General features: G+C 50.9%; 3 tRNA genes and 1 rRNA gene. All 4 read right to left on the bottom strand.

The features are described from left to right. Positions 1-75: 75 nt before the first annotated feature. Positions 76-149, bottom strand: a tRNA-Ile gene (locus CUS_RS01850). A gap of 53 nt (positions 150-202) precedes the next feature. Next, positions 203-274 (bottom strand) — tRNA-Glu (locus CUS_RS01845). Between the two features lie 26 nt (positions 275-300). Beyond that, positions 301-373 (bottom strand) — tRNA-Lys (locus CUS_RS01840). Positions 374-408: 35 nt separating this feature from the next. After that, positions 409-525: ribosomal RNA gene (rrf, locus tag CUS_RS01835) — 5S ribosomal RNA — on the bottom strand. Between the last annotated feature and the right edge of the window lie 13 nt (positions 526-538).

Here is a 538-nt window from a genome sequence, read left to right as displayed (position 1 = left end):
GAACTCGGGACACGCGGTTTTGGAGACCGCTGCTCTACCAGCTGAGCTATACCCCTAGATAAGGAAAAAAGGAAGTGGACCATCAGGGACTCGAACCCCGGACCCACCGGTTATGAGCCGGTTGCTCTGACCAACTGAGCTAATGGTCCATATACAAAAATGACGCAAACTGAAAATATATCAGCTTGCGGTCGGGATTTTATGACCCGTGGGAGAATCGAACTCCCGTCGCCGGCGTGAGAGGCCGGAGTCTTAACCGCTTGACCAACGGGCCTTAACACTGGATTTCAGCGTATCTAGTGCACCATCGGGGACTCGAACCCAGGACCCACTGATTAAGAGTCAGTTGCTCTACCATCTGAGCTAATGGTGCATAATGTCAAGGCAAAGCCTTGACATCTTTTTTTGTGTCGGCGACAACTTATTTTCCCGGGCGGTCGCCCGCCGAGTATTTTCAGCGAAGATGAGCTTAACTTCTGTGTTCGGCATGGGAACAGGTGTGACCTCATCTCAATGATCACCGACTAAATTGAAGAGA

Source organism: Hominimerdicola alba 8 (assembly GCF_000178155.2).
GTDB lineage: Bacteria > Bacillota > Clostridia > Oscillospirales > Ruminococcaceae > Hominimerdicola > Hominimerdicola alba_C.
This window is presented reverse-complemented; position numbering and strand designations above follow the sequence as displayed.